We start from the raw sequence: 23,148 nt of genomic DNA on the forward strand, positions 1-23,148 counted from the left end.
CTTACAAATTTTTACGAAAAACATAAATATTGTTTTTGCATATCGTTAAATGGTGGTAGAATGGAACCGGAAAAAACTCTGGAGGAAATAAACGCGTATCTTGAGAAGTTGGCCAAGGATTACCCGCAGGAAACGGGAGCATTCATGTCATTTTTGCGCCGCACAATTCAGGAAAAGGCACTGGATTCGAAGACCAAGGAGCTCATAGCCCTTGCCCTGGGTATAGCGGCTGGGTGCGAGTGGTGCGTAGTGCTCCATACAAAGAATGCTCTTGAGGCAGGGGCGAAGCCTGAAGAACTCATAGAGGCGGGATATGTTGCGGTCCTTATGGCCGGAGGACCTGCGTTGATGCATCTCATACCGCTGATGAAGGCCATTGAAGAGTTCAAGAAGTAAATCCTTTTATCCCTCTTTTTTATTTACCATTATGAAAATCGAGGAGATTTTTCCGGAAGTAAACGAGATAAGGGATGCAGAACTCAGGGAAAAGGTCATAAAGGTGTGGGAGTATGCCATTGAGCGCGGGGGTTGGAAGGATTTCCCGTTGGATAGGATTCCATTCACGCTTCTAATACCCACCGAGAGAAATCTGGTGGAGCATACTCGCACCGTGACAAGGATGGCCATGGCCGTTGCCAAGGAGCGTGGGGATGTTAATATGGATTTCATAATCGCCGGTGGGCTTCTGCACGATGTGGCCAAACTTCTTGAATTTGAGCATAGGGATGGTAAGGTCGTGAAGAGCGAGTACGGAAAGAGAATAAGGCACCCAGTGGGCGGTGCAATGCTGGCGGAGAAATTTGATTTGCCATATCAGATTGCGCATATAATCGCGGCCCATTCAAAGGAAGGTGAGTTCGTAACGCGCATTCCAGAGGCCGTGATAATACATCATTGCGATTTCATAGATTTCCACATTGAGAAGGGGAAACTCTAAAGTGACCTAACAAATTCTCCAATTTTTTGAAAGAGGATCTCTTCGTATCCGTGAAAACTGTGGTCCCCCGGCATAATTTCAATTTTCAATCTGTTGCCCCTGTAGGCCTTTCTAAGCCTTGAGACGTACCATTCAACACCCCTCGGGAAGTATGGATCCTCAGTGCCAAGAAATATTTGCGTGGGAAATTTGACCTGCGAGAATATTTCAAGATCCTCGTAATTGAACATCCTTGCCTCATAATTTTCACGGGATGCAAAACTCAGGAATCGGGATGCACTCCATATCTCTCCCGTCTTCTCGTACAGGGGGATGAGCAGTTTATCTCCATCACCTTGGGAGCGCATCTCCCTTGCCATTTCAACATATCTTTCAAAATCCTCACCGAGGGAGTTTCTCCAGATTTCATAATCCTCGGCGGGAGATACGTGGATGAGGCTCTTGACCCTCGAATCCTCGCTTTTCCACGCGTAGTAGAGTATCTTCTGGCAGCCCGTGCTATGCCCAAGCAGGTGAAATCTTTTGAAACCGAGGGAACTCAGGAGATCAATGGCCGCCCCGATATCCTTCACGGAGTCCTCAAACCTCTCAAGTGCCGTGCCAATCGTGTGGTGCTCTCCCTGCATATCTCTGAAATCCTTAACTATGTCCGCCCCACGGGTGTTGAAGGAGAAAAATGATATGCCTCTTTGGATGAGTTCTCTCGCACCTTTGAGGAAGCCCATCTTGTAGAAGTTCCCTCCCATTCCGTGGATGAAAAGCACGATATCCTCCTTTTCAGATTCCATCAGGAATCCTGCAGTTTTCAAGTCGTCCCTCGTTTTGAAAAACACCAGCTTTCCATCAAAAGCATCAAGGGCCATGGTGCCTAATTGGCTCTCACTATAATAGATTTTGCGACGATAAGTTTTTTAGGTTTTTTCCCATCTATTCCTGTGGACAACGAGGCAATGGTTCACATGCTTGAGATGCACGGGTACATAAAGAGCAGGAGGGTGAAAGATGCATTTTTGAAGGTCGATAGGGCTTATTTTGTGCCTGAGGAGCACAGGAATCACGCCTATTTTGATGACCCCATTCCCATAGGGCATGCCCAGACCATAAGTGCTCCCAGCATGGTGGCTGTTATGCTTGAACTTCTTGATGTATTTGAAAGGGCAAAGGTGCTTGAGGTTGGTACGGGTTCGGGGTACAACGCATGTCTTATGGGATGTCTGGGTGCTGAGGTTTACAGCATTGAGAGAATACCTGAATTAAGGGATCTGGCAAAGAAAAACATGGAAAATTGCCCCTGCAGGGATAGAGTGCATCTCCTCTTGGGTGATGGCTCGGCGGGTTATGAAGCGAATGCTCCCTATGACAGGATAATAGTCACCTGTGGTGCTCCCAGTGTTCCGGAACCCCTAAAGGAGCAGTTGAAATACGGAGGAATCATGGTTATACCTGTGGGTGGCACGTTCTTTCAGGAATTATACGTGCTTAGAAAGGAGAGACATGGGTGGAGAAAAAGGGTTTGGGGTGATGTGGCCTTTGTGCCTTTTGTGGGAAGATACGGTCATAGGTGGGCCTAATTTTCCTCTAAAATTCTTTTGAGTTCATCTGGGTTATGAACCATGTAATCCGGTTCGTATTTTTTCAGAAATTCTTCGCTTCTGAACCCCCAGGTGACTGCAATGCTCTTGACCTTTGCATTTTTTGCGGCCATAATATCCATTTCAGTATCACCCACCATGAACACCCTGTCCCTGCGTTGGCAGTCGGCCATACGGATTATTTTGAATATGCCCTCGGCGCAGGGTTTCTTTTTCTCAATGTCATCTGCACCTACGATTATTGGAAAATGATCGAGCAATCCCAAATAGGATAGGTCGTAAATGGCTGTTTTTCTCTTCTTTGAGGTGAGTATTGCCCTTTTGAAATTTCCATCCAGGATGCTTTCCATTCCGGGAAATAGCCTTATCCTCCTCTCCCTCTCAGAATAGTAAACCTTGGCTATCTCCCTCTCAACACGCTCATCGTACTCACCAAGCAATTTTTCAAGCAGTTCCCGTAGTGGAAGTCCAATGTACCTTTCCATGCGCCCCTTATCAAGCTCCAATCCCATGTTTTCAAATGCCTTTGAGAAAACGGAAAATATCTCGTCCTTGGTGTCTATGAGAGTGCCGTCAAGGTCAAATATCACCAGCATCGCTGGCTTATGTGGATTTAGTAATTAAACTCTTTCATCTCATATAGAGCCCGCCATTGACATCCACGGTGGTCCCTGTTATGTAGGAGGAATCCTCGCTGATCAGGAATGCAACAACCTTGGCAACATCCTCAGGCTTGCCAATGCGCCCCAGCGGGATTTCCCTTCTTCTCTCCTCTAACTGCTCAGGTGTGTAATTTGAAATCATATCTGTGTCTATGGTGCCGGGTGCCACGGCGTTTACCCTTATCCTGGGGGCAAGTTGCAGTGCAAGAGAGTGCATGAGTCCAAGGATTCCCGCCTTGCTTGCGCTGTAGGCAACGCTGCTGCTGGAGCCCTTGAACGCCAGTTGCGATGAGACAAAAACTATGGAGCCTGAGGCCATATATGGAAGTGCCGCCTTGACCAGGTAGAATGCACCGTCCAAATTTATGTTCATTGTTTTCTGCCAGTCCTCAATGCTCATCTCGTAAATCCTTCTTCGAATGTATATGCCGGCGTTGGCAACCAGTCCGTAGATGGGACCAAAACTTGAGGTAAAATTCTCAATCATATTTCTGACATCTTCAAAGGAGGCAACATTGGCTCTGTATGCGAAGGCCTCACCCCTCTTGCTGGAGTTTATTTGCTCAACAACCTGAAGAGCGTCCCTCTCTGAATTGTTGTAGTTCACAAGCACCCGATATCCTCTTTTTCCCAGTTCAAGTGCTATGGCACGACCTATGCCTCTTGAAGCACCGGTAACAACCACATTCTTCATACCTCTCCCCTCATTTCATAGAATCAAGGCACTCAGGGCAAACCAGCATGCCGTTGTACATGGTGAGCCTCAGGGAGTACTGCCCGCACACCTCGCATTTTCCCGCGAGGTACTCCTGAGCCCTTTCCTCCTCAGAATTTTCTGAGTGTATCTTGGCGTATTCTTGGGCGAGGGCTATGAGATCCGGAGATATGCGTGTTATATCATTTTCTGATAGTATGCCCACAATTTCCTCTCCCTTTATGACCGGCAATTTTCTTATTCTTCTCTTTGTCATAATCTTTGCAGCATCCTCAAGACGCTCGTTATGGGGTATCATTATGACGGGGCTGCTCATTATCTCCCTGAGTTTTGTATTAAGGGGTAGCCCTTCGGCCACAACCTTGGTCACGAAGTCCCTATCCGTTACTATTCCCACAATTCTTTCATTCTCCTCAATTAACAATGTGCTTATGGAGAGTTCACGCAGTATTCTTGCCCCCTCTTCAACGCTCAACTCTCCAGATACGATCTTTGGATTTTTGGACATGACCTCCTCAACGGTTATGCTCTTCATAGCCCTCGCCATGAAAATATAGGACTTTGTGGTTTAAATAATTTTTGAGCAAAATTCCATCACCGAGTTTTGAGCAGGAAAATTTATATTTCATAAGGTGCAGGTTATTCCATGGATGGAAAGGTTGATGAGAAAATCCTGATAAAATACGGTCTAACTGCAATGGATTTTGCCTACCTCACCGATGAGCAGAGGGCCATATTTGAGATGGAAATTGCAAGGAAGAAAGTGAATTTGAGGGTTATGGCCCTGCTAAAAAGGTTTGCATCCGTGAGCAAGAGCGTTGAGGGAATAACCTCATACCTGAAGGGCTACGATATGGATACCCGTGCAATGCAATGGATAAGGGAGATGTACTCGGCCACACCTCCATCCAGTGGGGAATACAAGCTGATTGAGAGCGTAATTCTCAATTACACCAAGGTCCAGATCTGGCTCGGAAATTTTTTCTCTCTGGTAAATTCCTTCAATCACAGCATGAATCTACGAAGATTGAGTTCCGCTGAAAAAACCTTGAAAAGGATGGAACTGGAGATTGCCAGGGGAAGGAGAATATTCAAGGAATTCAACGCATCTCTTAAGAATCTGAAAAACCACGTGATGGGCGAGCGGGAAGAGGAGAAGGCCCTAATGTACTTCACCTAACTCAAAGATTATCTGGGTGAAAATCTGCTCATCATCAAATTTTCCGTAGAATCTTTCAAGAGCCGCTCTCAGCTCATCCCCGCTTTTGAATCCATCAATTTCAGCATCCTCCTTGCTTATCTCCCTGAACCTTTTGAAGTTCACCTCCCTTATGGTGGCCACACCAATATCCCTATCTCCGCAGCGGATAATCACCTTCTCTCCTGGCCTGTAATCCTTAATGCCCAATCTCAATGTTGCCCTCTTCTCCCCTTTTCTAATTTTCTCCGTGAAATCTTCGCTGAAATTCAAGTACCTCATCTCTGTACCTCCCTCCAATGAATTTACGCATTATCTCCCTCAACTCAATAACCACGTATGTGCCGCCCCTTCCAATAAGATGCCCAATTTCTTCCCAATGCCTGTGCTGCAGAACCTTACCTGTGAGGATGATCTCCTGCTCCTTGTTCAATTTTGGCCTGTTCCTCAAGAAGAAATAGGTGGCAGCGATTCTGTAAATCACGTCAATGGTGACCTCGTAGTTCCCCGGGCCCCAGGAATACACAATTAATCTGCGCCAGTCCACATCGTCAAGTTCGAGGTCCCTTGTTTTTGGTAGGGATGAAAGAACCATTCTTGCTATGGCCGGTTCCATATCCCTGTGTATCTCGCCCAGGCTGGCTATGAACTTCTCTCCAAACTTCTCCCTCGCCCTAAGAACGGATTCCTCAAGGGCATCATTTTTTGTATGGATGATCACTATGGAGTACTCTCCCGTACTCTCGTTTATCTTGGGAGATATGTGCACCGGATAGAATTCATTCTTTATCCAGAAATTCAGAAGTTTTTCGGTGGCTCCGAAGGATGAGCCAATCCAGTCGGCCTGCTCCTCCTTGATGTACCTTAGCATTGCACTTCCTATGCCCATGTTCATAAACCGGGGATGTGTGGCAATTCTCACGATCCTGTAGCCAAAGTACTTGCCAAAATCTCTCATTCTGTGGTGCTTTATCATCACGTCCGGAACAATGTTCCCGGGAGGTGTCACTCCGAAGTACATCTCATCTGAGAAGTTCTCAATTTTCCCCTCTCTGGCAAGTTGAACTGAGCATATAACGTGCCCATCGTATTCCAGAGTTCTTATTTCATGATTGGGGGCATCACAAAGTATGCCGAAATCATTGGGATTATTGCGGTAGTGCGCAAGAACGAATATTCCATAGTACTCTCTGAGTTTTCTCTCATCCTGCATGAGTTCTTCAATGGTGTATTTTCTGTACTCCAATCTCTCCAGTTCCACTTTTTCAAGCTCAGGTGGCTCAGAATCAAGAAGCAATGTATCAAATAGCCATCTCTCAATCGGATCGTTATGTGCGTACCTTATGGGTTCTTGCATCTCAATGAGCATAAGGTTTCTCACTCTTTTTTTCACAGCATTCATGAACCTAATGGAGAAGGAACGCCCCGTGCCCTCGTAGCCGTGTATTGTTGTGGAATATATGATTCTCTTGGCTTTTAGGTATCTCAAAAGGAGGGGCACAGGAATGCCCGCGGCCTCGTCCACAATAAGCAAGTCGTAATTTTTTGGCTCCACGTTTGCGGGTTCAACGTACTCAATTTTGAAATCTTTACCAACAATGCTCTTTCTCTTCTTCTTTACCTTCAAATTTCTAACGCGGGTTACCATTTCAAAGAATCTGAAGATCTCACCCACGTTTGATATGTCAGGTGCAGTCACTCCTATCCTCTTGAATTTTCCTGCAAGGAATCCTGCGGTTATGCCAAGAACACTGCTCTTTCCCCTGCCCCTGTCTGCCGTTATAACCATAACTCCGTGTTTTCCAAGCCTCTCTGCACCCTGCAACACCCTTATCTGATCCTGTGTCATGCACATCTCGTATGCCTCTGCGGGCAATCTCATGCTTCTCGGGATTTTGATCTCACTCTTTTCTTTCTCGCACTTCAAATGCCCATGTTTTGTTATTCTCCCCTTCTCCACTATGGCTATGCCCTCGTGCTCTCTCAATTTTCTGATGACCCATCTGGCGAAGTTCCCCTTCACATCCTCCATCGTGTAGGGTGGAGTGAGTATCACCTCGTGGAAGAAATTCCGTGTTTCGGGCCAGAGTTCAAAGGGAGGGGTGAGAAGCACAATAAGCCCACCTCCGTTCACGATTCCCACAAGTTTTCCAAGGTCGTTGGGTATGAAGGAATGGTGCAAATCCAGTGCCAGAAAATCGTAATTGGTGCCCATGTACCTGTCCGAATTTTTCAGTTCTTCAACCTCTGCCGGTACATGAAAGTCGATGTTCTTTGTGAAAACTATCTTGGTGTCCACGGAAATACTTTCCAGGACTTTTCTCAAAATTTCAATGCCCCTTTCCCTGTCATCGGCCAGCACAAGCAGCCTTCTCTGATTGCATTCCCTTGCATCCCTTAAAAGGGATAGGGCCAGATTTACGATTTCCTCTGTGTTTGCTGGATTCATTCTATGATCTCAACAACGTATCCCTGGGATTCTAAAAATTTCCTTGCCCTCTCTCGCTGGTCTCCCTGCAACTCAATGCGTCCGTCCTTCACAGTACCACCAGATGCGGTCTTCTTTCGCAAGGTCCTTGCCATCTCCTTCAGGTCCACATCCCTAGGATCAAACCCCTCTATTATGGTCACAGTTTTCCCGTACCTGCGCTTGTCCGTGTATATTTTTATCACTTGCTGCTCCTTGGAAATTTCCTCCAAGGCAAACAGCTCATCCGGAAGTCCAGTTATAACCTTTTTCATTACAAATCCTCAAAATGAAATCCCTTATTTATAAGTTTCGTCAACGGGTTGGGAAACAAATTTAACTCCCCGTGCCTATATCCTCCTATGTACACGCTCATAGACGGGAAGAGAAGGTACATTGCAAAAAAGAATGGAATGTACCGTGTTGGGGATTTTGCCGTGCTGAGGGATTTGCGTGAGGGGGAGGGTGGAGCATATAAGGTGAGTGGCGAGTAATTATTCTTTTTAATCACCAAAATCTCACCAAGAGAGATGGGTTAGGCAATCAGAGGTGGTAAGAAAAATTATAAATATGTAGGAGTAGATATATTCGAAATGGAACCACTCTCTGCACGCGAGGGATTCTATGGCGATTCCAGAATATCGCGGAGAGGAGATAAAAGGGGCAACTCTCCGATTAAAGTGCCTGCAATTCTCGTTCTGGTTCTCATTCTGATTCTCTCGCCCGTGGTGATAAGAGTTGCCGTTCCCGGGCCCCAAGGCTCGTGGAGCGTCAGGGCAACGGACACGCAGGCGCTGGAGAACTGGACCTACTATGTTTTCCACATGGATCCGGAGAATCAAACGCAGATGAACTTCACCAAGGTGGTATTCGGGTTGCAGCACGATTCCGTGATATTTGACGGCACCTTTGCAGAGTATTTGCACAATCAATCTGTGGCTGAAAATCTCTCCGCATTGGTTAACAATTACACTTACTTCTTTGACAACGCTTCTGGAGGTGGGCATTGGTTAGCCAAGGAAGTTGCTGCCGGAGCAGTCAATGGCACCATGCTAAAAACTGCAATGAGAATTTATGCTCTGCATCCAGAATTACTCCACGACATGGATTTCATATTCTACTTATCACAAACGAAGAACTTCCAAGACGGATTTAATGATACGGATAAACAGATACTCGCAAACGAAGTGAATGCATGGGAGAACCTCCAACCATTTGAGAAGAGATTCTTACTCATGTTCCCTGTAAACGCAACTTCTTACACCAAAACTCCGGGAGATCTGCTTTATTCGTTATTCAGTTATTACGCGAATCAATGGGGTATTGATCCATCAAACGCTACGCAGGCGAAGATACTTCTCACTTATGCTGGAGTCTACGACGGCTTCTACGCAATCAAACACGTCGGCAACGGAGAGAGCGAGACGCAATTCCTAGATAATTACATCCTCAAACAAGCCCCCGCCATCGGCATCGATTACCTCAAAAAACTCGCCCAGCTCAAAAGCGGAGTAATCGGCCTGTCTTTTGCGATTAATCCTGCACCCTCTTCGTATATCACCGGAATCTGGAAAGATGCAAAATCAAGTGAAGCACTCAATGGAGTGCAATACGAAAAAGCCTTTATATGGCTAAATGAAACCCCCAGAGGTTATCCAAACGCCTACGCCGACGCCCGCGCCTTCTGGAACGAACAGAATTTGAACGAAACTGCTATAAAAAATGTATACACTGGAAAAATAGATAAAGTTGGATCAAACTCGCAATATAGCAATCCGATCGATTCCCTGGCAACGTGGGTGTATTCAATGCTTCACGATCCAAATGCGACAGGTGATGATCCTGGACCGGATACCTTCAACGACCTATATATGAAATACTACCTGAACCTCACAAAAGGGCAAAAAATGTTATTGGATTGCTCAGGTTTTTCACCATTGGTTTGGTACCTCACGGTATCCCAAACCTACCTGTTCGTGAGATATAACAACACATTGACAAATGATTCAAAAGACCCAAATATATTCGCTCCATTTAAAGTCGAAAATGTTGCAGTATATGATCACGTTGGTAGTACAGCAATTGGCTGGAACACCACTGCAAGTGAAATAGGTTTCGGAAACTCATGGAATGTAATGGATCAATTAAAAAACAACGAATACATGTACTACACCAAATTCCCCACCTTCCCAAGGTACATGGTAAGGGCAAAGTTTGCAAACGCAAACACAATATATTACAATATTCCTGGAATCTCATACCCTCCTTTGTATAATAGGCCTGGCATAAAAATGATCACAAATATAACCACGCTTTCAAAATTGCAGAGGGAAACATTTGGTGCAATGATTGACAACGATTATAACAATCCTTACGGATCATCCTATAACCCAGACGGAAACCAACCGTACGAAAAATACAAATTAACCGGTTCGGAATTCCCACCGATATATAGGGCGATTCCAACTGATGAAAGAGTAAGTGGAGAACCGAATGTGGCGCCAGAGGTTCCAGAGTTGAACTGGCTCGTCATCGCCGTGCCGGTGATTTACATCGTGATGAGATTCGGAAGAGTCAAAGGGAGGAGAAAGCGCTGAGGGGCTGAAGCGGTGATTCTCCAAATGCTGGAAAGTCTTAAATATGAGAAATGCGATGGAATTATCATGGATTCTAGGACTGCGGAGGCAGAGTACATTCGCGAAGTGCGAGAAAACACCAGGGAGATAAAGGAATTGCTGAGAAGCATACTCGCCACTCTGGAAATCCTTGAGGACAGGGTGCTTATTGAGCAGATAAGGGAGTCTGAGGAGCAGATAAAAAATGGGGAATACGAGAGATTTCTATGAGATACGAAATCTATGCCACCAAACGGTTTATTAAAGAATTTTCAAAGTACGAGAACTCTCTGCGGGAGAGGATTAAGAGCAGGATTTCGGATCTAAGTGAAAATCCCCATCTGGGTATTCCTTTAACAGCGGGGTTGAAGGGAAAATACAAACTCAGAATTGGGGATTTTAGGCTGATATATGAGATTGACCATCAGAATGGCAGGATTTTCCTACTTGCGATAGGGCCAAGGAAAAACATATATGAGAGAGCGGAAAAATGATGAATTATTGCATATGTTCACTGATTAAGATATCCCTTTGGTGGCGATATTTCCCTTCATATAACACGGCACACTCACATTTGTGCCATTGTACCCGTTAAAAAATTTTATGGAGAAACAAATTTAACTCCCCGTGCCTATATCCTCCTATGTACACGCTCATAGACGGGAAGAGAAGGTACATTGCAAAAAAGAATGGAATGTACCGTGTTGGGGATTTTGCCGTGCTGAAGGATTTGCGTGAAGGGGAGATTAAAATAGGCACGAAAAAGTTCTACGTGCTCAGAAGCAATCTTTATGATTATGTGGAAACGGTAAACAGGAAGGCGCAGATAATCTCACTCAAGGATTCATCCTACATAATAGCCCGATGTGGGATACGCTCGGGTATGCGGGTGGTGGAAGCGGGTGCGGGATCTGGGGCCATGAGCATTGCCCTTCTTTACTTTGTTCATCCGGATGGTAAGGTGTACACCTACGAACTTCGCGAGGATTTTGCGAGAATTGCAAGGAGAAATGTGGAGCGTGCAGGTCTGGAGGGCAACTGGGAATTGAAGATTGGAGATGTGCGCCATGATGTTGAGGAGCGGAATTTGGATGCGTTCATTTTGGACATACCCGATCCTTGGAATGCAATTGCCATGGCTTCCAAGGTGCTTCGCCCCTCGGGATGCGTGGCAGCATACGTGCCTACATACAACCAGCTTGAAAGGGTCTATAGAGAGATGCTCTCACTGAATTTTGTTGATCTGGAGGCCTGTGAGATAATAAAGAGAAACATCGTTGTGGGAGAACTTGGAACAAGGCCGGACAATGTGGAGGTGGCCCACACGGGATTTATGGTATTTGCCCGAAAACTGTGAAAGATTTAATACTTCAAATTCCATAAAGGTATGTGGATATGCTTGCGTTGATTGGATGCGGCGGTGCAGGTTCAAAGTTTGCCACCTACGTTGCCAGGTACACGGGAATAAGGGCAACAACCATAAATGAGCATGCTGCGGACATCGTCGTGGACAAGAAAAAGGTGGAGGCCTATGCGACAGTGGATAAAAAACTGATAAGTATGGCCTTTCCCTGGCTGGCCAGAATAAACAGCCCGTATATTTTTGTTCTTGCAGGTCTTGGGGGAAATTTGGGCACAAATCTTGTCAGGATCATTGGGAAAACGAAGAGACGAGCGAAATTGGTGGGGTTATTCACCCTGCCATTCTCCTCCGAGAACAGGATCAGGAGGGAAACCGCGCGAAACGTTCTTGCAGATATTGAAAGGTACTACGATATGTACTTTGTGCTTGACAACGATGGCCTTGTGAATTACTACTCCAACATACCCATTACTGCGGCAATGAGCATACCCACGGAGGTCATGAAGCACATTGTTTTAGATTTCAGGAATATGCTCATAAAGAACATCATGAGTGTGCCCCTAAAGGGAAAACTGGGCATTGGAATAGGATTTGGGGCGGGGAAGAATAGAATGGAGGTTGCCATAGAGGATGCCCTTGACTCTCCGTGGATTGATGGGGAAAGGAGAGTTATGCTGTTCAGTGGGGATATAGAACTGGAGGATGCGAAGGTTGCCTCGAGAAATTATGATCCCCTATTTGTGGATGTTTATCACACCCAGGAGTACGGGGATGAGGTGAAGGTCACGGTTATTACCCTGCCATAGGAAAGTTTATCTTTTGCAAGGCCATGCATATTTATGGAGATAATAAGTTTGGACTGGAAGGTTTTGGAAATCCCACTAAAAAAACCTTTTAAGATCGCCTTTGAAACCATGGACACCTACAGGGGCGTGATTGTGAAAATATGCACCGAGGAATTTTGCGGGTATGGGGAGGCAGCCCCTGCACCAAGAATAACGGGGGATACTGTTGATTCTGTGGTTTCTGCCCTTAAAAGATTCAAGCCCCTTGTAATTGGAGAGGATGCATCTGCCATTGGAAGAATAATGGATTCTCTGAATTCCTCAATTCTTGGCTCACCCAGTGCCAAGGCGGCTATAGATTTTGCTCTATTTGACATTCTTGCCCAGAAGGCGGGTGTACTGTTGAAGAACATTTTGGGTGGGAGGAAGGAGAGAATAGAGACATCCCTGACCGTGGATATTGGAAATATTGATTATACCCTTGAGCATGCCCGAAAACTCATAGACGAGGGAGCAAGGATTTTAAAGGTGAAAATTGGTCTCAACCCCAAGGAGGATGTTGAACGCATTCGCGCCCTGCGTAAGATGACCGATGTTAAGATTCGAGTTGATGGAAATCAGGGTTATGATCTTAAAACAGCCATAAGGGTTCTGAAGGAGATCGAGAGGTACGAGATCGAGTTTGCAGAGCAGCCAATTCCTGCAAGTGAGATTGAGAATCTGAGGATTCTCAGGGAGAGCGTTGAAATTCCCATTGTGGCCGATGAAAGTGTCCATAATTCCAGAGATGTTCTTCGCCTTGTTGGAAAGGTTGACGGCATAAATATAAAGTTGATGAAGAGTGGAGGGATCCTTGAAGCACTGAGAATGGCGTCCATAGCCCGTGCTGCGGGAATGAAGATAATGGTTGGATGCATGATCGAGACCCAGGTGGGCATATCCGCAGGTACCCATTTTGCCCTTGGCATCGGCGCAGATTACGCAGATCTCGATGGGTACTGGGATCTTGAGAATCAGCCCTACATCGGTATGGAGTACGAGGATGGGTACAACAGGGTCAGGAACGTGCCGGGTCTTGGCATAGAGATCAGGTGATTTTTCTTCTCTTCACATGGTAGGAGTGGGGAATGAGCGGATTTGTTTTTGCCTCGTAGATGAATATGTGGGGATGTCTTCCCTTCAGGTATTCCACATAGGCTACCCATTCGTAAATGAGCAGTCGATACAGTTTTTCAATATCTCCCTTTATATCCTCGAAATCATCCTTGGGTATATTTTCAAAATTTGAAATTCTCCGAAGTTCTTCCGTTACGTGGAGAAGATTCCAGAGTAGTTCTGTGAAGGTCTCGTGCTCGATTATGGCCGGATTATCCAGGAGGTTTATGGCAAAATCCTTGTTTTCCAGAAGGAATTTTCTTAGTTCGTACAGGTTCATTTTCTCCAGCGCAATTTCAAATTTTTTATTTTCAAGTTTTTGCCTGATCCTTTCAAAGTCCTCATTTTCGAAATTTTCAAGGTTCATCATCTCCCTTGCGATGCTTTCTATGCGCTCATCGTACTTTGACAGGTATCTCAGCAGATCCTTTCCTATCTCCGCAAAGAAACTTCCAACCACAATGTTGAGTTTTTCGATCCTTTCCATTCTCTCTCTGCGAACCATCAATTTGTTCAGCACAAGGGTGACCAGCAAAACGGATATGGGCAGGAATCCGAGCTGGGCCAGAAGGTACCTCTCTATGAAATTCAGATCTCGAAAAAGAAAATAGTTTAGCACGTAGAATCCAAGTGCACTTATGATCAGCAGAATGCCCAGTTTCGCTTCAAAACTCAAACGCATCCATTGACCATGTTCAACCTCATTTTTATATTTTGCGAATGGGCAAATTCATTATATACCCGATACCCGATTATCCACCATGAGGCTGGCAATACTGGCCCACGATACCTTTGTGGGATATGGGGGGAAAACAGCGAGGGGTGTGTATTTTTACTCGCCCAACGATATTGTTGCCATAGTTGACAGGAGCCATGCTGGGATGGACGCTGCCCAGCTGTTCCCGGGGAGGAGGCACGTGCCCATATATGCGAGTTTGAAGGATGTAAAGGACGATTTTGATGTTCTCATAGTTGGCTACTCTCCCATAGGGGGCAAACTTCCAGAGTTCTTCAGGGAGGAGATACGGATAGCTCTTATGAGGGGCAAGACCGTTATTTCCGGGCTTCACGATTTTCTGAGCGAGGATCGGGAGTTCAGTAAACTTGCGGAGGAGTACGGGGCTAGGATATGGGATGTGCGCAAGCCCCCAGAGAATTTGCGTGTTGCAGATGGAAGTGGAAGAGGTGCACCAACGGTGCTCGTGGCAGGCACAGATTGCAGCGTGGGAAAGATGATAACCACCGTTGAACTGTACAAGGAATCAAAGTTGAGGGGTTTGAACTCTGCCTTCGTTGCCACGGGTCAGACAGGCATAATGGTTGGTTGTGACGAGGGCATAGTCATTGACAGGGTTCCTGGAGATTTTATGGCCGGTGCGGTGGAGGATATGGTGAACAGGCTACGTGATAGGGATTTGATATTCGTTGAGGGCCAGGCGGATTTGACCCATCCCGCTTACAGCGGCGTGACACTGGCAATACTCCATGGCTCCTACGCCAAAAAGATCATACTCGCCCATGACCCTACCAGAAGGGATCATCATCACTATGATGGATATCCGATCCAGCCCCTTGAGAGGAGCATAGAACTCTACGAGAAACTGGCAGAACCAATATCTGGGGGCAAGGTTATAGGGATAGCCATTGATGGGGAACATATGAGCGATGAGGAGATTGAGAAATACAAGGAGAAGGTCGAGAGCGAACTGGGTCTACCTGCTGAAGACGTGCTGCGTTTTGGAGCGGGCGACTTCTTTGATAAGATGTTCAAATTTTAATTTCTCTCCATTTTATGCCTGAAATAGGCGTAAAGAGCATTGTATAGTGAAATGCCTTGGTTGTGCTTTTTTCTTGGAAAAATATTTTAAATTGAAGGCCCATAACCCCCATATGAAGGTTGTTGCAGGCAGTGCATCATTAGGTCTTGGGGAGAAGGTTGCCCGTGAACTGGGTTTTGATTTTGTGAGGCCCCATGTTGAGAGATTTCCTGATGGAGAGCTGTATGTGCGTGTAGATGATGACCTTGAAGATGAGGTTTTGCTCATACAAACAACACACCCAAATAAGAAAATAATCGAATTACTCTTGCTGCAGGATGCCCTGAGGGAAAAGGGGGTGAAGAGGATCATAACCGTGGTTCCATATTTTGGGTACTCCCGTCAGGATAAGATTTTCAAGCCTGGAGAGGCCATAAGTGCCAGGGTTATGGCAAAGCACATAGGTATGAATTCGGATTATTTCATAGGAATTGATCTTCACTCGGAGAACGTTTTGCAGTGGTTTGATATTCCCACCATGCACCTGCATGCAACGAAGCCCCTTGCAGAATGGCTCAAGGCCAAGGGTGTGGATATGGTCATATCACCCGACAAGGGTGGATACAAGAGAGCCCGCTACGTGGCCAATGAAATGGGTGTGGAGTTTGATTACCTTGAGAAAACCCGCCTCAGCGGTACGGAGGTGATCATAAAGCCCAAAAACCTTGATGCGGATGGAAAAACGGTGGGGATAGTGGATGACATAATATCCACAGGGGGCACAATTGCAAGGGCGGCCGAGCAACTTCGTGAGCAGGGGGCGAAGAGGATATATGCAGTGTGCACCCATGGGCTGTTCATAGGACGTGCCATGGAGAATATGAAGAGGGTGAATGACTTTGCAGCCACGGATACCATAGAAGGGGTGCACAGCAAGATAACCGTTGCAGGAGTGATAGCAAGAGCCATTAGAAAACTCTCTTAAATGCAATCATACCTATCCGAGTATGTCCACAATCTCCATTATTTTCCTTACCTTATCCCCCTTGGATTTTGTTATGCCCATAATTTTTACTGTGCCCACTGTGCTGGAATAATTTGAGTTTGTTATTTTGATTTTTAATTGACCCATTTTAACCATGCCCCTTTTCACCTGCACATCTGGAAATTTGCTCTCCAATCTGCGTATCACCTCCCCTCTCAGATCAGGTATATTGTGTATCCTTTTCACACACTTTTCAATGGTGTAACCCCTGATTTTTAGGAGAAGAACATAAACTCCGAAGATAATTGAACCTGCTCCTGTTAGGTACAGAAGTATCTCTAAGCCCAGATAATTCATACGAGAAGCCCTGTAGATGATCATTACTCCGAAAGCCATAAATTCTGCCGAGATGAAGTAGGACAGATACACGATGGCGTTGGTGTGATTGTCCGGCTTCCATCCATCCATGTTCTTCTCTTTAAAATAGGGGTAGAGTAGTAGTAGGTTGTAGATGAGAAGTATCGCCCAGAAGGAGTAGTACTCCAAAGAGAAGGATGTGATGTACTGATCCATTGTGATAAAGAACATTACGTAAGGAAATAGGAGGGCGAGCACAATGGCGAAAAGTATAACCCGGAATCTCCAGATGAAGTACCACAAATCCTTGTTTTCAATGGGCAGAGAATCCAGTAACCTACGGTATGAATTCATACCTTCCCCCATGTTTTTGATTGTTTATAATTTTTGGAAATAACTTTAATACCCGGAAACCCTATGCACCCATATGTCCCTGCTGGATGTTGTGGGTCCCGTGATGGTGGGGCCCTCAAGTTCCCACACCCTTGGAGCACTTCGCATCGCGAGATTTGTGCACAAGTTCATAGGGGGTGTTCCCGATAGGGTCATCTTTCATCTCCACGGCTCCTTTGCAGATACCGGATTTGGACACGGAACAGATAAGGCGTTAATTGCCGGTATTATGGGTATGCGTCCAGACGATGAGAGGATAAGAAATGCCCTGGACATTGCAAGATCCACAGGCCTCAGGTATGAATTTGAGAGCAGCGACCTGGGTGATGTGCATCCAAACACCATTCTCATAACAACCTTCAAGGATGGACATACTTGGGAGATAATGGGCTCCTCCATAGGCGGTGGGGAAATAAGAATAACGAGGATAAATGATTGCGAGTGCTCCCTGTCTTGGGAGTACCACACAATGGTGATGGTAATAAGGGATCTCCCGGGAACAGTGGGGGGTATTCTGGAGGATTTGAAGGTTAACATTTCAAATCTTTACGTTAAAAGAACGGATGCCCTTCACAGAATTGCCGTGGCGATAATTGAAACCGATGAGGAACCATCTGAAGGGTGCAGGAGTGAGATTATGAGCAATCCCTACGTGCTTGAATTCTACTACATAGGTCGTGATGAAGATGCGTTTTGAAGATTTTGTGAAAAAATGGAAGGATGGCAGATCTCTGCCGGATATAATACTTGAGCGGGAGATGATAGAAACCGGGGTGCCCGTGGAACTTCTGAGAGGGGAGATGAAAAAGCTTCTCAACGTGATGCTTGATGAGGCCGAGAAGCAGTACGGTAAGAAGCAGAAAACCCTTGCGGGGTTAACTGGGGATAATGGATTTAAGTTATCTCGCAGTTCTCCAAGGTTCGTGAGTGAATTCTCCCACACGGCTATGGTTGTTGCCCTGTCCCTGGCGGAGAGCAATGCCTCCATGGGCAGGGTTGTGGCCTGTCCCACAGGTGGTGCCTGCGGCGTTGTTCCCGGTGTTCTGTATGCGCTCAAAAGGCATCTTGGAGCCGGAGAAGAGGCCCTGCTGGATGCCTTTATAGTGGGCGGGGGCGTTGGTTGGGTTATTGAAAAGAATGCCACCATATCGGGTGCAGAAGGGGGCTGTCAGGCGGAGATAGGGACCGCGGCAGCCATGGCCTCCTCTGCCCTCACCTATTTCGTCTCTCAGGACGCTGTGAAATGCTCCCACGCAGCGGCGCTGAGCATAAAATCTATGATGGGGCTGGTATGCGATCCTGTAGGTGGTTTTGTTGAGGTACCCTGTGTAAAGCGCAATGGGGTTGCTGTTAACGTGGCGATATCCACCGCTGAGATGGCAATTGCGGGCATAGAAAGCGTGATTCCCTTTGATGAGATTGTGGAAGCAATGCATCGTGTGGGAAAGAGCCTTCCTGAGAGTTTGAGGGAAACGGGTATGGGTGGTATAGCCGCAACTCCAACGGCCAGGAGAATAGTAAGGGAACTCAATAAAAATCAGTAGAGAGTATGTATGTACTTCAGGGTCCAGGCCTTCACCTGATCAAGAATGAACATCCACAGGAGGGCATAGCCCCACACAAGTCCTATGAGCCACCAGTTTATGGGTGTTATGAAGATGCCGAAGGCTGCAATGAGTGTGGCTATTGCCTTGGTGGCAACCGCCGACCAGAAAAGCAATCCCCCGGGATAGGGTTTGCTCCACAGGAATTTTTCACTTCTCGTGATGAATATTGTGAGATGCCCAGCAACTGCGAGTTTAAGAAATATGAAGGTTTGAATTGCACCCAGCCCCAGCATGAGAACATCCCTGGCTATGTAGAATAGCAGGAATGAACTGATTACGCCTGTGAATCCCAGCACGGAGGAGAGGAATATAACCTTGTGCATGTCCCATTTAACCGGTCTGTTGTGCACATTCACGTTGTCGTAGGCAATTGCCAAAATTGGCACATCGTTTAGAAGCGCTATCAGCACTATCATAACTGCAGTTATTGGATAAAAATTGAACACAAGGATGGACAGGGCTATGAAGAATAGAACTCGAACGGTCTCCGTTATCCTGTACACCACATAACTCTCCATCCTTGCAAATATCCTTCTTGCTTCCTTTATGGCATCTGCTATTACCATCAATCCAGGTTGGAGGAGTGCAACTGCAGCCGCGGCTCTTGCAGCATCCGTTGCCCCGGAAACTGCTATACCACAATCGGCCTTTTTTAGTGCAGGAGCATCATTGACACCATCTCCCGTCATCGCCACAAGATGCCCCTCCTTTTGCAGGGCATCCACGATATCGTACTTATCCTCTGGAAAAACCTCAGCAAATATGTCTGCCTGCTCTATGATGTGTGCAATCTCCTGCCCCTCTCTCTTTTTCTTCCTGAGTTCTTCCATTGATATGGCATTTTTTCCTATTCCAAGCATCTCTCCTATGTGTTTGGCTATGGAGGCATGGTCCCCGGTTACCATCTTCACCTTCACGCCCAGTGCCTTTATGGTTTTTATTGCCCTCGGAGCATCGGGTCTCGGTGGATCAAAGAGAGGAATTACTCCCACAAAATCCCAATGGTCATTGAAATTAACAGCTACACCCAGGGTCCTGAACCCGTGCTTTGCATACCCATCAACTATTTTCTCCACCTTTTTCTTGTCCTCCTCATTCATCTTGCACAGGGAAATTATAACCTGAGGCGCTCCCTTGGATACCCTGAAGTTTTTCACTCCCGAAATTTCAGCCTCAGTTCTCTTACTTACAGGGTCAAAGGGAACAAAGCTGCTCTGCCTGTAATCCTTGAACTTTTTCTCCAATTTGTAATCCTTAAGCGCCTTTAGAATTGCAAGATCTATGGGGTCCTGATCCTCCTCCCGGGAAGCCAGCGCTCCGTAAAATATGACATTCTCCCTTGAGTAGTTTCCAAAGGCCACGGGCTTACCTGTGGTGAGGTTGTTCTTTGTTAACGTGCCCGTTTTGTCTGAGCAAAGGATATCCACTCCAGCAAGTTCGTCAATGGCTGTGAGTTTTCTCACTATGGCATGCTTTTTGGCCAGGTTAAACGCTCCAACGGCCATGGTTATTGATAGTACTGCGGGTAACGCTGCGGGAATTGCGGCTACAGTGAGCACGAGACTGAATCTGAGGGTGTCCAGTATGCTCTCCTGTCTGTAGAGGGCCACGAAGAATACAATGGAAACCAGAATTATGGCGAGAAGAATTAGGTAGTTTCCAACGCGCAGCACCATTTTCTGGAACGTGCTGACGGTCTTTGCCTCCTCAACGAGTTTCACGGTTTTACCAAAATATGTGTGAAGTCCAGTGGCAACCACAACGCCTGTCATTTCTCCCTTTTTCACGAGGGAACTTGAAAATATTATGTCTCCCCTTTTCTTGGTTGCGGGCAGGGATTCACCTGTTAGGGCAGATTGGTCCACTGAAAGAAATGAACCCTCAATGAGCTTTATGTCTGCGGGTACTATATCACCCATCCTTATGCGCACCACGTCTCCGGGAACAAGGTACTTTCCGGGTATGACCTTCCACCTTCCATCACGCAGTACACGGGCTCGAACGGCCATCTTGTTCTGGAGGTACTTGATCACATCCTCTGCCTTCTTCTCCTCCCAGAACCCCACGATGGCGTTGAGAATGAGCAGGGAGAATATGATCCAGAAGTCCTCCCAGTGATGCACCAAAATGGACAGGGCAGCTGCAATTTCAATCATCCAGGGAATCGGACCCCAGAAGTATGAGAGAAATTTGATAATCGGATTAACCCTTTTTTCCGGTATCTCGTTGGTTCCATATTCTTTTAACCTTTTTTTGCCTCCTCCTCCGTCAGTCCATTTCTTGATGTTTTCAATACATCCATTACCTTATCAACATCCATTGATTTGTAGTTGACATCGTGCATCCACTCACCTTCCTAAATACAATGCTCTCAAGGTTAATATTTTTAACGTTTGTGGAGATAAGGAATTATGAATCTCCAAGGGTTGATAGAGATTCTTCTAAATGCCAAAAAAATAGTTGCCCTGACGGGAGCGGGCATAAGTGCCGAGAGTGGCATACCCACCTTCCGCGGTTCTGGAGGTTTATGGGAGGGCTATCCTGTGGAGAAGGTTGCAACGCCCGAGGGATTCGAGAGGGATCCAGAACTAGTTTGGAGATTCTACGATGAGAGGAGGGTGAACATAGCGAGGGCTGAACCCAACGAGGCCCATAAGGTTCTTGCAAGGCTGGAGAATCTCTACGACCTGTGGGTGATAACCCAGAACATTGATGGCCTGCACAGGAGGGCGGGAAGCAGAAATGTGATTGAGTTGCATGGAAACATATGGCGCACAAAATGCACGGAATGTGGAAGGGTTGATTACAATTATGATGTGCCTTTAAGGGAAATACCCCCGAGATGCGGGAAATGTGGCGGGCTCCTAAGGCCTGATGTTGTTTGGTTCGGTGAGCCGGTTTACGATGCGGATAAGGCGTACAAACTCTCGGAGGAATGCGATGTGATGTTTGTCATAGGCACATCTGCACAGGTTTATCCTGCGGCTTACCTTCCACGGGTGGCCTGGAGTCATGGAGCCAAAATTGTTGAGATAAACCTGGAGAAAACACCCGTGAGCAGATACGCAGATTTTGTGATTCGCAATCCAGCAACAGTGGCTATGAGTGAGGTCTATCAAGCGCTACTAAGAGCATTCCAAGAAGAATGAGAATGGCTCCCATTATTCCCCTTGTGGTGAGCCCCTCTCCCAGTAGGATGTATGAGAAAATACCTGCAAAAACGGGCTCTGTTGTGTATATTATTGCAGCCTGTGATGATGGTAAGGCCCTCTGGGCGTGGGTTTGAGCCAGGATGGCGATTCCTGTGGCAAATATGCCCGTGAATATCACACCGAAGATCATTAGGGGGCTCCACTCAATCTGCAACCCCTCAAGGCCCCACCCTCCCGCGGAAAATAGGGCCACGAATCCAAGTTCTATTATGGTCAGTTCTGTGGGATCGTGTATTCTGCTGTATTTTGCTACGAGAACCACCTGCACTGCATAGGCGATGGCACATAGAAGTGTCAGAAAATCACCAAGGTTCATTCCACCCTTCATATTTGACAGCAGATACAGCCCCAGCAAAGAAAGGAGCACGGCTGTTGAAACCTTCAATGATATTTTCTCCTTCAGCAGGAATACGGCAAAAATGGGGGTGAACACCACGTAGAGGCCTGTGATGAACCCGGAGTGGGATGAAGAGGTGTACTTGAGCCCTATGGTTTGAAACATATAACCGAGAAAAAGGAATATTGAGAGTATGAATCCTGGGAGCAGTTCCTCCCTTTTCACCTTCGAATTCCTTAAGAGGAAAGGGGCAAGAAGCGCAAATCCCAGCAGAAATCTGAGGGTGATGAAACCCATTGGTGTTATGTATTCAAGTGAGGCCTTTACCAGTGGAAATGTGGCACCCCATACCACGGAGACGAGGAAAAGGGAGATTATGGCCGCGGGCCTACGCATTTTCCAACCGCTTTCCGTACTCGAATATTCCTCCGGCGTCGTATATGTCCAGGGCCACCTTTGACATGGGTTTTGCCTTGAAAATGAGCCTTCCGTCCCTGAATATCTCTCCTGTCTCCAGGTTTATCTCCACGATATCTCCAGATTTCAGAGCAGATTCGAATATTCCAGGAGCCTCTATGAGTGGAAGACCGGAGTTTATCACGTTTCTCTTGTATATGGCTCCAAAGGATTCCCCCACTATTGCCGATATTCCGAGGGCTATGAAGCAGTCCACCGCCTGCTGCCTTGAAGAGCCGGCTCCGAAGTTGCGTCCAACCACGAGAATATCCCCCGGCTTTGCCTTCTTTGGAAAATCCTCCCAGCCCGGAAGGTTGGAAAAGGCGTATTTACCCATCTCCTTCATATCGGTGATGTAGAGATACCTGTTGTGGAAAATCATATCCGTGTCTATATTGTCGATTCTTTTTCCATCCCTGTCGGTGATGAGCCATACTCTCCCTTTTATTTTCCTTGGTTTCATGGATAAGCAAATTCCCACCTTGTAAATAAATTTTCCTCATTGTGGTACCCCCATTTCTTCCAACGGCAAAACTTATATGCTTTTATACGCTA

The 23,148-nt window shown here is 46.5% G+C and carries 27 protein-coding genes and 1 pseudogene; 16 read left to right on the top strand and 12 right to left on the bottom strand.

The features are described 5' to 3' along the window. Nucleotides 1-60: 60 nt before the first annotated feature. Complete coding sequence (locus AC0S1O_RS03445) at nt 61-396, top strand: carboxymuconolactone decarboxylase family protein (RefSeq protein ID WP_475394367.1); 336 nt, start codon at nt 61-63, stop codon at nt 394-396. A 31-nt stretch (nt 397-427) separates the two neighbouring features. Further along, nucleotides 428-937 carry an HDIG domain-containing metalloprotein gene (locus AC0S1O_RS03450; RefSeq protein ID WP_475394368.1) on the top strand — a complete coding sequence of 170 codons (510 nt, stop codon included), beginning with the start codon at nt 428-430 and terminating at the stop codon, nt 935-937. On the opposite strand, the gene AC0S1O_RS03455 is transcribed toward AC0S1O_RS03450, so the two are convergent. Continuing rightward, on the bottom strand, nt 934-1,800 hold the full coding sequence (locus AC0S1O_RS03455) for an alpha/beta hydrolase (protein ID WP_475394369.1): 867 nt from the start codon (nt 1,798-1,800) through the stop codon (nt 934-936). The two genes, AC0S1O_RS03450 and AC0S1O_RS03455, sit on opposite strands and share 4 nt — an antisense overlap. A gap of 72 nt (nt 1,801-1,872) precedes the next feature. Here AC0S1O_RS03455 and AC0S1O_RS03460 point away from each other — a divergent pair, with 72 nt between their 5' ends. After that, a complete protein-coding gene (locus AC0S1O_RS03460) occupies nt 1,873-2,508 on the top strand; it encodes a protein-L-isoaspartate(D-aspartate) O-methyltransferase (RefSeq protein WP_475394370.1) in 636 nt (211 codons plus the stop codon). On the opposite strand, the gene AC0S1O_RS03465 is transcribed toward AC0S1O_RS03460, so the two are convergent. From AC0S1O_RS03465 to AC0S1O_RS03475, 3 genes are read right to left on the bottom strand one after another with little or no spacing between them, the layout of a single operon-like run. Further along, nucleotides 2,505-3,125, bottom strand: a complete 621-nt coding sequence (locus AC0S1O_RS03465) for an HAD family hydrolase (protein ID WP_475394371.1) — start codon at nt 3,123-3,125, stop codon at nt 2,505-2,507. The two genes, AC0S1O_RS03460 and AC0S1O_RS03465, sit on opposite strands and share 4 nt — an antisense overlap. A 34-nt stretch (nt 3,126-3,159) precedes the next feature. Further along, on the bottom strand, nt 3,160-3,885 hold the full coding sequence (locus tag AC0S1O_RS03470; protein WP_475394372.1) for an SDR family NAD(P)-dependent oxidoreductase: 726 nt from the start codon (nt 3,883-3,885) through the stop codon (nt 3,160-3,162). Nucleotides 3,886-3,895: 10 nt separating this feature from the next. Continuing rightward, complete coding sequence (locus AC0S1O_RS03475) at nt 3,896-4,453, bottom strand: CBS domain-containing protein (RefSeq protein WP_475394373.1); 558 nt, start codon at nt 4,451-4,453, stop codon at nt 3,896-3,898. A gap of 99 nt (nt 4,454-4,552) precedes the next feature. Here AC0S1O_RS03475 and AC0S1O_RS03480 point away from each other — a divergent pair, with 99 nt between their 5' ends. After that, nucleotides 4,553-5,086 carry a hypothetical protein gene (locus tag AC0S1O_RS03480; RefSeq protein ID WP_475394374.1) on the top strand — a complete coding sequence of 178 codons (534 nt, stop codon included), beginning with the start codon at nt 4,553-4,555 and terminating at the stop codon, nt 5,084-5,086. On the opposite strand, the gene AC0S1O_RS03485 is transcribed toward AC0S1O_RS03480, so the two are convergent. From AC0S1O_RS03485 to yciH, 3 genes are read right to left on the bottom strand one after another with little or no spacing between them, the layout of a single operon-like run. Then, nucleotides 5,069-5,386 (bottom strand): ASCH domain-containing protein, encoded by a 318-nt coding sequence (locus AC0S1O_RS03485; protein WP_475394375.1) that lies wholly within the window; start codon nt 5,384-5,386, stop codon nt 5,069-5,071. The two genes, AC0S1O_RS03480 and AC0S1O_RS03485, sit on opposite strands and share 18 nt — an antisense overlap. Beyond that, nucleotides 5,343-7,553: a tRNA(Met) cytidine acetyltransferase TmcA gene (locus AC0S1O_RS03490; RefSeq protein ID WP_475394376.1), complete on the bottom strand. Its 2,211-nt coding sequence runs from the start codon at nt 7,551-7,553 to the stop codon at nt 5,343-5,345. The genes AC0S1O_RS03485 and AC0S1O_RS03490 overlap by 44 nt, the downstream gene beginning before the upstream one ends. Next, nucleotides 7,550-7,846, bottom strand: a complete 297-nt coding sequence (gene yciH / locus AC0S1O_RS03495) for a translation initiation factor (protein WP_015283339.1) — start codon at nt 7,844-7,846, stop codon at nt 7,550-7,552. Before yciH ends, AC0S1O_RS03490 begins: the two co-directional genes overlap by 4 nt. An 87-nt stretch (nt 7,847-7,933) precedes the next feature. On the opposite strand from yciH, the gene AC0S1O_RS03500 reads away from it, so the two are divergent. From AC0S1O_RS03500 to AC0S1O_RS03530, 7 genes are all read left to right on the top strand, one after another. Next, nucleotides 7,934-8,065 carry a hypothetical protein gene (locus tag AC0S1O_RS03500; protein WP_475394377.1) on the top strand — a complete coding sequence of 44 codons (132 nt, stop codon included), beginning with the start codon at nt 7,934-7,936 and terminating at the stop codon, nt 8,063-8,065. Nucleotides 8,066-8,164: 99 nt separating this feature from the next. Further along, entirely contained in the window at nt 8,165-10,168 is a 2,004-nt protein-coding gene (locus AC0S1O_RS03505) for a hypothetical protein (RefSeq protein WP_475394378.1), read from the top strand. A 66-nt stretch (nt 10,169-10,234) separates the two neighbouring features. Continuing rightward, nucleotides 10,235-10,417, top strand: coding sequence for a hypothetical protein (locus AC0S1O_RS03510; RefSeq protein WP_475394379.1), 183 nt, complete (start codon nt 10,235-10,237; stop codon nt 10,415-10,417). Further along, nucleotides 10,414-10,680, top strand: coding sequence for a type II toxin-antitoxin system RelE family toxin (locus AC0S1O_RS03515; protein ID WP_475394380.1), 267 nt, complete (start codon nt 10,414-10,416; stop codon nt 10,678-10,680). The genes AC0S1O_RS03510 and AC0S1O_RS03515 overlap by 4 nt, the downstream gene beginning before the upstream one ends. A 149-nt stretch (nt 10,681-10,829) precedes the next feature. Beyond that, nucleotides 10,830-11,543 (top strand): tRNA (adenine-N1)-methyltransferase, encoded by a 714-nt coding sequence (locus AC0S1O_RS03520; RefSeq protein ID WP_475394381.1) that lies wholly within the window; start codon nt 10,830-10,832, stop codon nt 11,541-11,543. A 38-nt stretch (nt 11,544-11,581) separates the two neighbouring features. Continuing rightward, entirely contained in the window at nt 11,582-12,355 is a 774-nt protein-coding gene (locus AC0S1O_RS03525; RefSeq protein WP_475394464.1) for an FtsZ/tubulin family protein, read from the top strand. A gap of 33 nt (nt 12,356-12,388) precedes the next feature. Further along, entirely contained in the window at nt 12,389-13,429 is a 1,041-nt protein-coding gene (locus AC0S1O_RS03530) for a dipeptide epimerase (protein WP_475394382.1), read from the top strand. Here AC0S1O_RS03530 and AC0S1O_RS03535 read toward each other — a convergent pair. Further along, on the bottom strand, nt 13,422-14,171 hold the full coding sequence (locus tag AC0S1O_RS03535; protein ID WP_475394383.1) for a hypothetical protein: 750 nt from the start codon (nt 14,169-14,171) through the stop codon (nt 13,422-13,424). The two genes, AC0S1O_RS03530 and AC0S1O_RS03535, sit on opposite strands and share 8 nt — an antisense overlap. Before the next feature lie 79 nt (nt 14,172-14,250). Between AC0S1O_RS03535 and AC0S1O_RS03540 the strand changes: the two genes are divergently transcribed. Next, nucleotides 14,251-15,267 carry an N-acetyltransferase DgcN family protein gene (locus AC0S1O_RS03540; RefSeq protein ID WP_475394384.1) on the top strand — a complete coding sequence of 339 codons (1,017 nt, stop codon included), beginning with the start codon at nt 14,251-14,253 and terminating at the stop codon, nt 15,265-15,267. A 112-nt stretch (nt 15,268-15,379) separates the two neighbouring features. Continuing rightward, entirely contained in the window at nt 15,380-16,231 is an 852-nt protein-coding gene (locus AC0S1O_RS03545; RefSeq protein WP_475394385.1) for a ribose-phosphate diphosphokinase, read from the top strand. A gap of 12 nt (nt 16,232-16,243) precedes the next feature. Here AC0S1O_RS03545 and AC0S1O_RS03550 read toward each other — a convergent pair whose 3' ends face one another. Beyond that, on the bottom strand, nt 16,244-16,942 hold the full coding sequence (locus AC0S1O_RS03550) for a hypothetical protein (protein ID WP_475394386.1): 699 nt from the start codon (nt 16,940-16,942) through the stop codon (nt 16,244-16,246). A gap of 73 nt (nt 16,943-17,015) precedes the next feature. On the opposite strand from AC0S1O_RS03550, the gene sdaAB reads away from it, so the two are divergent. Continuing rightward, nucleotides 17,016-17,678, top strand: a complete 663-nt coding sequence (gene sdaAB / locus AC0S1O_RS03555) for an L-serine ammonia-lyase, iron-sulfur-dependent subunit beta (protein WP_475394387.1) — start codon at nt 17,016-17,018, stop codon at nt 17,676-17,678. Then, complete coding sequence (gene sdaAA / locus AC0S1O_RS03560; protein WP_475394388.1) at nt 17,668-18,525, top strand: L-serine ammonia-lyase, iron-sulfur-dependent, subunit alpha; 858 nt, start codon at nt 17,668-17,670, stop codon at nt 18,523-18,525. The genes sdaAB and sdaAA overlap by 11 nt, the downstream gene beginning before the upstream one ends. Here the strand turns inward: sdaAA and AC0S1O_RS03565 are convergent. Further along, nucleotides 18,519-20,932, bottom strand: a pseudogene (locus AC0S1O_RS03565) (plasma-membrane proton-efflux P-type ATPase). The gene sdaAA and the pseudogene AC0S1O_RS03565 sit on opposite strands and share 7 nt — an antisense overlap. A 67-nt stretch (nt 20,933-20,999) precedes the next feature. Here AC0S1O_RS03565 and AC0S1O_RS03570 point away from each other — a divergent pair. Further along, nucleotides 21,000-21,737: an NAD-dependent deacylase gene (locus AC0S1O_RS03570; RefSeq protein ID WP_475394389.1), complete on the top strand. Its 738-nt coding sequence runs from the start codon at nt 21,000-21,002 to the stop codon at nt 21,735-21,737. Here AC0S1O_RS03570 and AC0S1O_RS03575 read toward each other — a convergent pair. Together AC0S1O_RS03575 and AC0S1O_RS03580 are read right to left on the bottom strand one after the other, a co-directional pair. Then, a complete protein-coding gene (locus AC0S1O_RS03575) occupies nt 21,688-22,533 on the bottom strand; it encodes a DMT family transporter (protein ID WP_475394390.1) in 846 nt (281 codons plus the stop codon). The two genes, AC0S1O_RS03570 and AC0S1O_RS03575, sit on opposite strands and share 50 nt — an antisense overlap. Then, nucleotides 22,526-23,056, bottom strand: a complete 531-nt coding sequence (locus tag AC0S1O_RS03580; RefSeq protein WP_475394391.1) for a LeuD/DmdB family oxidoreductase small subunit — start codon at nt 23,054-23,056, stop codon at nt 22,526-22,528. The genes AC0S1O_RS03575 and AC0S1O_RS03580 overlap by 8 nt, the downstream gene beginning before the upstream one ends. Nucleotides 23,057-23,148: the final 92 nt, after the last annotated feature.

Source organism: Candidatus Aciduliprofundum sp. HYA1, assembly GCF_056175085.1.